General features: G+C 62.4%; 4 protein-coding genes and 2 pseudogenes. 1 reads left to right on the top strand and 5 read right to left on the bottom strand.

Features of this window, described 5'->3' with window-relative positions; genetic code table 11:
* Positions 1–22: 22 nt before the first annotated feature.
* Positions 23–496: an FAD-dependent oxidoreductase gene (locus M3G19_RS11620; RefSeq protein ID WP_311198361.1), complete on the top strand. Its 474-nt coding sequence runs from the start codon at positions 23–25 to the stop codon at positions 494–496.
* Here M3G19_RS11620 and M3G19_RS11615 read toward each other — a convergent pair.
* The 5 genes and pseudogenes from M3G19_RS11615 to clpB form a co-directional block, all read right to left on the bottom strand.
* Positions 483–797: pseudogene (locus M3G19_RS11615) on the bottom strand (ATP-dependent chaperone ClpB); the annotation flags it as partial. The gene M3G19_RS11620 and the pseudogene M3G19_RS11615 sit on opposite strands and share 14 nt — an antisense overlap.
* An 816-nt stretch (positions 798–1,613) precedes the next feature.
* The gene (locus tag M3G19_RS11610; RefSeq protein WP_259902762.1) at positions 1,614–3,146 is read right to left on the bottom strand and encodes an aldehyde dehydrogenase family protein; all 1,533 of its coding nucleotides are present in this window, start codon (positions 3,144–3,146) and stop codon (positions 1,614–1,616) included.
* Between the two features lie 58 nt (positions 3,147–3,204).
* A complete protein-coding gene (locus tag M3G19_RS11605) occupies positions 3,205–3,462 on the bottom strand; it encodes a hypothetical protein (protein WP_259902763.1) in 258 nt (85 codons plus the stop codon).
* Positions 3,360–3,811 (bottom strand): annotated as a pseudogene (locus tag M3G19_RS11970) (IS3 family transposase); the annotation flags it as partial. The pseudogene M3G19_RS11970 and the gene M3G19_RS11605, both read right to left, overlap by 103 nt.
* Before the next feature lie 258 nt (positions 3,812–4,069).
* Entirely contained in the window at positions 4,070–6,709 is a 2,640-nt protein-coding gene (clpB, locus tag M3G19_RS11595) for an ATP-dependent chaperone ClpB (RefSeq protein WP_259902761.1), read from the bottom strand.
* Positions 6,710–7,454 lie beyond the last annotated feature (745 nt).

Below are 7,454 nucleotides of genomic sequence, written 5' to 3'. Positions count from 1 at the left end.
TAGCTGTGAATGACGGCCCGCAGTGACGTCCGCGATCGTCGTCGGCAGCGGTCCGAACGGACTCTCCGCCGCTCTCACCCTTGCCCGCAGCGGCATCGAGGTCACCGTGCTCGAGGCCGCTGCGCAACCGGGCGGGGGTGCCCGATCGGCGGAGGCAACGCTCCCCGGACTTCTCCACGATGAGTGCTCCGGCTTCCATCCGCTGGCCGTCGACAACGCCTTCAGCCGCTCCGTCGACCTCGCGGCCCACGGTCTAGCCTGGGAGTGGCCGGAGATCCAGTACGCCCACCCGCTCGACCACGGCGGGGCGTCGGCGGTGCGCGATGTCTTCGCGACCAGCCGGACCCTGTTCGATGACGGCAGCGCGTGGGCCCGGGTGTTCGGAACCGCAGCCGGCGATTTCCGCGGCCTCACCGACGACCTACTCCGCCCGATGCTCCGCATGCCGGGGAACCCGGCGAGCCTCGCTCGTTTTCTCCCAATCACTTCGCGTTGACGTCAAGCGTCGCCCCTTCCGGATCGGCGTCCACCCGCACCGCGTCACCGTCGCGGATCGCGCCGGCGAGCACCTCCTTGGCCAGCTTGTCGCCGATCTCCTTCTGGATCAGGCGGCGCAGCGGACGGGCGCCGTAGGCGGGGTCGTAGCCACGGTCGGCAAGCCAGCGCTTCGCGGGATCAAAAACCTCGAGAACCAAGCGGCGTTCCGCGAGCCGCGCAGCCAACCCGCGCAGCTGGATGTCCACGATCCCGACGAGCTGGTCTTGGGTCAGCGCGTCGAACACGACGACGACATCCACAACTTCGTCGCCGACATCAACCACATCGACAGCACCATGTTCGAGGGGTGGTGAGCATGCTCGTCGCATCAGAGCTTTACGACGCCGCCGACACCCTCCGCACCGCCAGCTCCCGCACCCGCAGCCGTGGCGACTACATCACCGACCACAGCTCCGACCTGACTTCCCAAGGCTTCAACGGGACCGCCGCCGACGCGGGGAAGGCACTGCTCCGGGGGTTTGGACACAGCCTTTTCGGCCCGTCTGTGAAGTTGGATGAGGTTGCGGAGATTCTCTGGCAGGCCGCGATGTCTCAAGAAAATATAGAGCGGATGATAGAAACGGCACTCAAGACACCGCTACCTCTGGGGACCGAGTTGTACCTCACCAAGCTTCTAGCCGAGCTCCGGCTGTACTCCCTCATCCTGGATTTCGGATGCTCTGAGTCGATCAATGCAACATGCATGGCCGACTACGAGCCGGATATCGAGAGGTTAGCGCATAACCTGGATAAAACCCCGCAACAAATCCACGATGAGCTCTACGCGAAAGCACCTGACCACGTGAAGCAAATCGTCGACGAGACGGGCGCCATGCTCCCCGAAAGAGGCCCGGGAGGATGCACAGTGATGGTCGGTCCGAGTGGTCAGGGCGCGCCGACCAACCCCGCGTCCATCTCAATCCTCTCTCCCGGCGTTGGCTCAGGTGACCCGAACAAGCTGGCAGGACTCGTATCCCAAACGCAAGACGTTGCCGACCACAACACATTGAGAAACGGCGAAGGCCAAGCAGCGGTGATGTGGCTGGGATACTCCCGGTCAAGCCCGCGCTCCGGGATTAGAACAGCCCGGTGGGCTTCTCGGAGTAGGACACGAGCAGATTCTTCGTCTGCTGGTAGTGGTCGAGCATCATCAGGTGGTTCTCACGGCCAATGCCGGACTGCTTGTAGCCACCGAACGCCGCGTGCGCCGGGTAGGTGTGGTACTGGTTCACCCACACACGGCCTGCCTGAATAGCGCGGCCAGCGCGGTAAGCGGTGTTTCCGTCGCGCGACCAGACACCGGCACCGAGACCGTAGATGGTGTCATTTGCGACGCTGATGGCCTGGTCGAAGTCCTTGAAGGTCGCCACCGACAGCACCGGGCCGAAGATTTCCTCCTGGAAGATCTTCATCGAGTTGTCACCCTTGAACACCGTTGGCTCAATGTAGAAGCCGCCGCTTAGACCGCCCATGCTGGTCACATCGGTGTTCACCTTGCCGCCGATCAAGGTTTCCGCGCCCTCCTGCGGCGCCATCTCGAGGTAGCCGGTGATCTTGTCCATTTGCTCCTGGGACGCCTGCGCACCCATTTGGGTCTCGGTGTCCAGTGGGTTACCGGTCTTGATCTGGCGCACGCGCTCGATTCCGAGCTCCAAAAACTCCTCGGCGATGGACTCTTGCACCAACGCACGCGACGGACAGGTACACACTTCACCCTGGTTGAGGGCGAACATTGCAAAGCCCTCGATGGCCTTAGCGCGGAATTCGTCATCATGGGCGAGCACGTCCTCGAAGAAGATCGACGGGGACTTGCCGCCAAGCTCGAGCGTCACCGGGATGATCCTCTCCGCGACCGACTTGTTGATCAGCTTGCCGACGTCCGTCGAACCAGTGAACGCGATCTTTGCGATCCGGTCAGAACCGGTCAGCGCGACACCGGCCTCATCGCCGAAGCCGTTAACAATGTTGACCACGCCGTCTGGAATGAGATCACCGATGATGTTCATCAGGTAAAGAATCGATGCTGGGGTCTGTTCCGCCGGCTTCATCACCACGGCATTGCCCGCCGCCAGCGCTGGGGTGAGCTTCCACACGGCCATGAGGATCGGAAAGTTCCACGGAATGATCTGGCCGACAACGCCCAGCGGCTCGTGGAAGTGGTAGGCCACAGAGTCGTCGTCAAGCTGCGAAAGGCGACCCTCCTGCGCGCGGATGGCACCCGCAAAGTAGCGGAAGTGATCGATGGCCAGCGGAATGTCGGCGGCAAGAGTCTCGCGCACAGCCTTGCCATTTTCCCACGTCTCGGCGACCGCGATTTCCTCGAGGTGCTCCTCCATGCGGTCCGCGATGCGGTTGAGGATCAATGCGCGCTCCGCCGCAGAAGTTTTGCCCCATTCCGGCGCAGCCTTGTGCGCCGCATCAAGTGCTCGGTCAATGTCTGCCTGCGTGCCTCGTGCGACTTGACAGAACACCTCACCCGTGACCGGAGTGGAGTTGTCGAAGTACTCACCGTCCGCCGGAGCAACCCACTGACCGCCGATGTAGTGGTCATAGCGCTTCTCGAAGTTAACGATCGAGCCCTCAGAACCCGGGTTAGCGTACACAGTCATGGTCTAGTCCTTTCTAAAACGAGCTGAAGGTTTTGTACTCCAAACTACACGAAAGAGTTTAACGATTGAACGCCTCGTCCACCACCGGACGCAGAGCGAAACCAATCAGGCCTGTGATCAGGAACAGCAGGGCAACGCCAGCTGCCAGCAGGCCGCCGACTCCGGCAACGGAGAGGAAGGAACCTGCGGGGACGGAGCTGGACTCGCTTTCCTGACCTTCACGAGTTCGGGGATAAGCAGCGCATCCGTAAGACTCCTGGCTGACGGGGCTCGTGTTTTCGCTGCCCGGTAGCCACGAGAAGTGATAAACCCACACTCTGTCTGCCTCAAGGTGCGACAGATGGCCTTGACCCCGAAGCGATCGCGATACACGTCGATGTATTCGATCATCTTCTGGTGGGACGGTCGAGTTCCGCTGCGAAAAAAGCCGACGCGGTCTTTAAAATCTCGTTCGCCCTGCGCAGCTCTTTATTCTCTCGCCGCAAACGCTTCAGTTCATCGTCTGCTAACTCGCCGGAGCTGACCTCGACGTCGTGTGACGGCTTTGAAGGCTTCAACCAATCATTAAGCGTGTGCGCGGAGACGCCGAGCTTGTCACCGATCTCAACCGCCGCACCCCACTTCGAGCACCCTTCAAGCTCAACAAGTTCCTCAGCCAGACGCACCGCCTTGGCCTTGAACTGTACTTCCTTGGCATGATCCCAATCTTTCTCTAGAAACGATCGAAACCAAACCCAGGACGCTTCAGTAGTCCGGCATCCGGCGGCGGACCCCCTTTCCCCGGCGAACCCCACCCCACCTAGCGAATAGCTAGAACCAGACAGCTAGATTGTCCAATTTTCAGCCCGAAACGGAGCTTTCTAGTCGTCTGGTTCTAGTCAATCGCAGTGGCGGGGCGCCGGTGCCTGGCAGTGGCGGGGGCGCTAGTCAGCGGTGGCGTCGCCGCCCCCAGGCTGCGTTTCGACCGCGGGCCGCGTTTCGGCCTCGCCGGCCGCGACGGTCTCAGCCTCCCCGCGAACAACCGTCAGCGTGTCGGCGTCCGGCCCGACCTCAACGAGCACGGCGTCGCCGTCGCGGATCTCCCCGGCCAGGACCTCGCGGGCCAGCTTGTCGCCGATCTCCTTCTGGATCAGGCGGCGCAGCGGGCGGGCACCGTAGGCCGGGTCGTAGCCGCGGTCGGCGAGCCAGCGCTTGGCGGCATCGGTGACGTTGAGGGTCAGGCGACGCTCGGCCAGGCGCTCAGCGAGGCCGCGCAGCTGGATATCCACGATGCCGACGAGCTGCTCCTGGCTCAACGGGTCGAAGACGACCACGTCGTCGAGGCGGTTGATGAACTCGGGCTTGAACGCGCGCTTGACCGCCTCCATGATCTCGTCGTGAGTGCCGCCGGCGCCCAGGTTGGAGGTCAGGATGATGACGGTGTTGCGGAAGTCGACGGTGCGGCCTTGGCCGTCGGTAAGCCTGCCTTCATCGAGCACCTGCAGCAGGACGTCGAAGACATCGGGGTGGGCTTTCTCGACTTCGTCGAAAAGCACGAGGCTGTACGGGCGGCGGCGGACAGCCTCGGTGAGCTGGCCGCCGGCGTCGAAGCCGACGTATCCCGGAGGCGCACCGACGAGTCGCGCGACGGAGTGCTTCTCGCCGTATTCAGACATGTCGATGCGGACCATCGCGGATTCATCGTCGAAGAGGAACTCAGCGAGCGACTTCGCCAGCTCAGTCTTACCCACGCCCGTCGGACCGAGGAACAGGAAGGAGCCGATCGGGCGGTTCGGATCCGCGATCCCGGCGCGCGAACGACGCACGGCATCGGACACCGCGACGACAGCCTCATTCTGGCCGACAACGCGCTCACCCAGCACAGACTCCATATTCAGGAGCTTCTCGGTCTCGCCCTCCATCATCTTGCCAGCGGGAATGCCCGTCCAGCTCGACACGACGTCGGCGATCACGCCCGGGGTGACTTCTTCCGTCAGCATCGTTTTATTGCTTATCGACGCCTCCCGCTCCGCCGCAGCCACCTCTTCCTCCAATTCCGGAATGCGGCCGTAACGGAGCTCGGAGACCTTGGCGTAGTCGCCGTCGCGCTCCGCGATCTCGGACTCGTTGCGCAGGCGCTCCAGCTCTTCCTTGGCGTGCTGGACCTTGTCGATCTCGCTCTTCTCGTTCTCCCAACGAGCCTTCGTCTCGCCGAGCTTCTCGCGCTGATCAGCGAGTTCGCTGCGCAGGGCCTTGAGACGCTCCTGCGAAGCAGCGTCCGATTCCTTTGACAGCGCGATCTCCTCGATCTCGAGGCGGCGCACGACGCGCTCCAGCTCGTCGATCTCCTGCGGGGAGGAGTCGATCTCCATGCGGAGGCGCGAACCAGCCTCGTCGACCAAGTCAATGGCCTTGTCCGGCAGGAAGCGGTTGGTGATGTAGCGGTCAGACAAGGACGCAGCAGAAACAAGTGCAGAATCCTGAATGCGGACACCGTGGTGCACCTCGTAGCGCTCCTTCAGGCCGCGCAGGATGCCGATGGTGTCTTCCACCGTCGGCTCACCGACGTACACCTGCTGGAAACGGCGCTCCAGGGCGGCGTCCTTTTCGATGTACTTGCGGTACTCGTCCAGCGTCGTCGCACCGACCAGGCGCAGCTCGCCGCGGGCGAGCATCGGCTTGATCATGTTGCCGGCGTCCATCGAGCCGTCACCGGTTCCGCCGGCACCGACGATGGTGTGCAGCTCGTCAATGAAGGTGATGATCTCGCCGTCGGATGACTTGATCTCGTCCAGCACGGCCTTGAGGCGCTCCTCGAACTCGCCGCGGTACTTCGCACCGGCGACCATCGAGCCCAGGTCGAGGCTGATCAGGGTCTTGCCCTTGAGGGACTCCGGAACGTCGCCAGCAACGATACGGCGGGCGAGTCCCTCCACGATGGCGGTCTTGCCCACGCCCGGCTCACCGATGAGCACCGGGTTGTTCTTCGTGCGGCGGGACAGGACCTGGACCACGCGGCGGATCTCGCTATCGCGGCCGATGACCGGGTCGATCTTGCCCTCGCGAGCACGCGCCGTCAGGTCGGTGGAGTACTTCTCCAGTGCTTGGAACTGGCCCTCCGGGTCCTGCGTGGTCACCTTCTGGTGGCCGCGGACGGACGGGAAAGCTGCCTTGATGGTGTCGTAGGTGGCGCCGCGCTTCTTCAGCAGCTCGGCTGCCTCGTCGTCGCCGCGCGCGATACCGGCGAGCAGCACCTCGGTGGAGACGTATTCGTCGCCGAGCTCACCGGCGAGTTCCTGCGCGGCGTTCAGCGCGTTGAGGCCGTCTCGGTTGAAGTTCGGGTTGGCCATGTTCTGGCCCTCGGCCTTCGGGTAACCGTCGACGATCTCAGCGGCTTCCTTTTGCACCGTCGCCGGGTCAACGCCGGTCGCCTTGAGCACCGGTGCGGCGATACCGTCTTCCTGCTCGAGGATCGCCTGGAGCAGGTGTGCTGGCCTAATGTCCGGGTTTCCGGCTGCGGATGCACGCTGCAGCGCCTGCTGCAAAGCCTCCTGAGTCTTGGTGGTGGGGTTGAACGAGCTCATGGGCGTCTCGCTCCTTTCCTAATTCTCGATTTGCTGTGCTTCTATTCGTCCGAACTTAGTTCGTCAATAGCCACAACGCCGCAGAAGTTGAGTCTGTTCCACTCAAGGCGAAAATGATGATTTCCATCGGTTTCGGTCAGTTTGAAGCCTCAGATCGTGCCTTTGTTCTGTCCTTCTGGCTGTTCTGTTCTTCCGGGAGGCTTTCCGTGTTTTTCGGCTCCACGAATAACAGCTGGCGCTCGAGGGACCTCCATATATATTGCTCCCGACGATTGCGGGCACTGCCGCCCTCAATGGCACTCACAGGGCCATTGACCTGCGAAAAGGAAGCTCTCAATTGCGGACACCTTGCTGGCACGGCAAGACGATATCCGCCACTCCGGCATCTCGGCGGCGAGACTGTCCTCAATGAACACAATCAAAACTGCACGTCATATGCGCCACGACACGCAACGCGGGCGTCTATGTCCGCAATAGCCTTCAGCGCATCTTCCACCCACAGAGTCCCCAACTGGAAAAGAGCGCCCACTGGAAAAGAGCGCCCACTGGCAGAGACCGACCGTCTAGTCGAAGGGGAGTCGCAATATAAGTCGCGGACGGAATAGCTGGTGGCTAGCCGTGGGCATTGCTCACTGAAGTAGACACTCGCGCCGAGCGCACATGGCCTGTTCTTCCTAAATTCAGAATCGCACCAGGAAAAGAACATGGTGTGCAGCCGGTTGTCGGCGAGCTACGTCAACCACTT

The organism is Corynebacterium sp. p3-SID1194, assembly GCF_025144155.1.
Classification (GTDB): Bacteria; Actinomycetota; Actinomycetes; order Mycobacteriales; family Mycobacteriaceae; genus Corynebacterium.
Note: the sequence above shows the minus strand (reverse complement) of the source record. Positions and strands in the feature narration are given on the sequence as shown.

Excerpts from the sequence above, each read along its gene's own strand:
- M3G19_RS11610 (WP_259902762.1), bottom strand. The coding sequence starts at position 3,146 with ATGACTGTGTACGCTAACCCGGGTTCTGAGGGCTCGATCGTTAACTTC.
- clpB (WP_259902761.1), bottom strand. The coding sequence starts at position 6,709 with ATGAGCTCGTTCAACCCCACCACCAAGACTCAGGAGGCTTTGCAGCAG.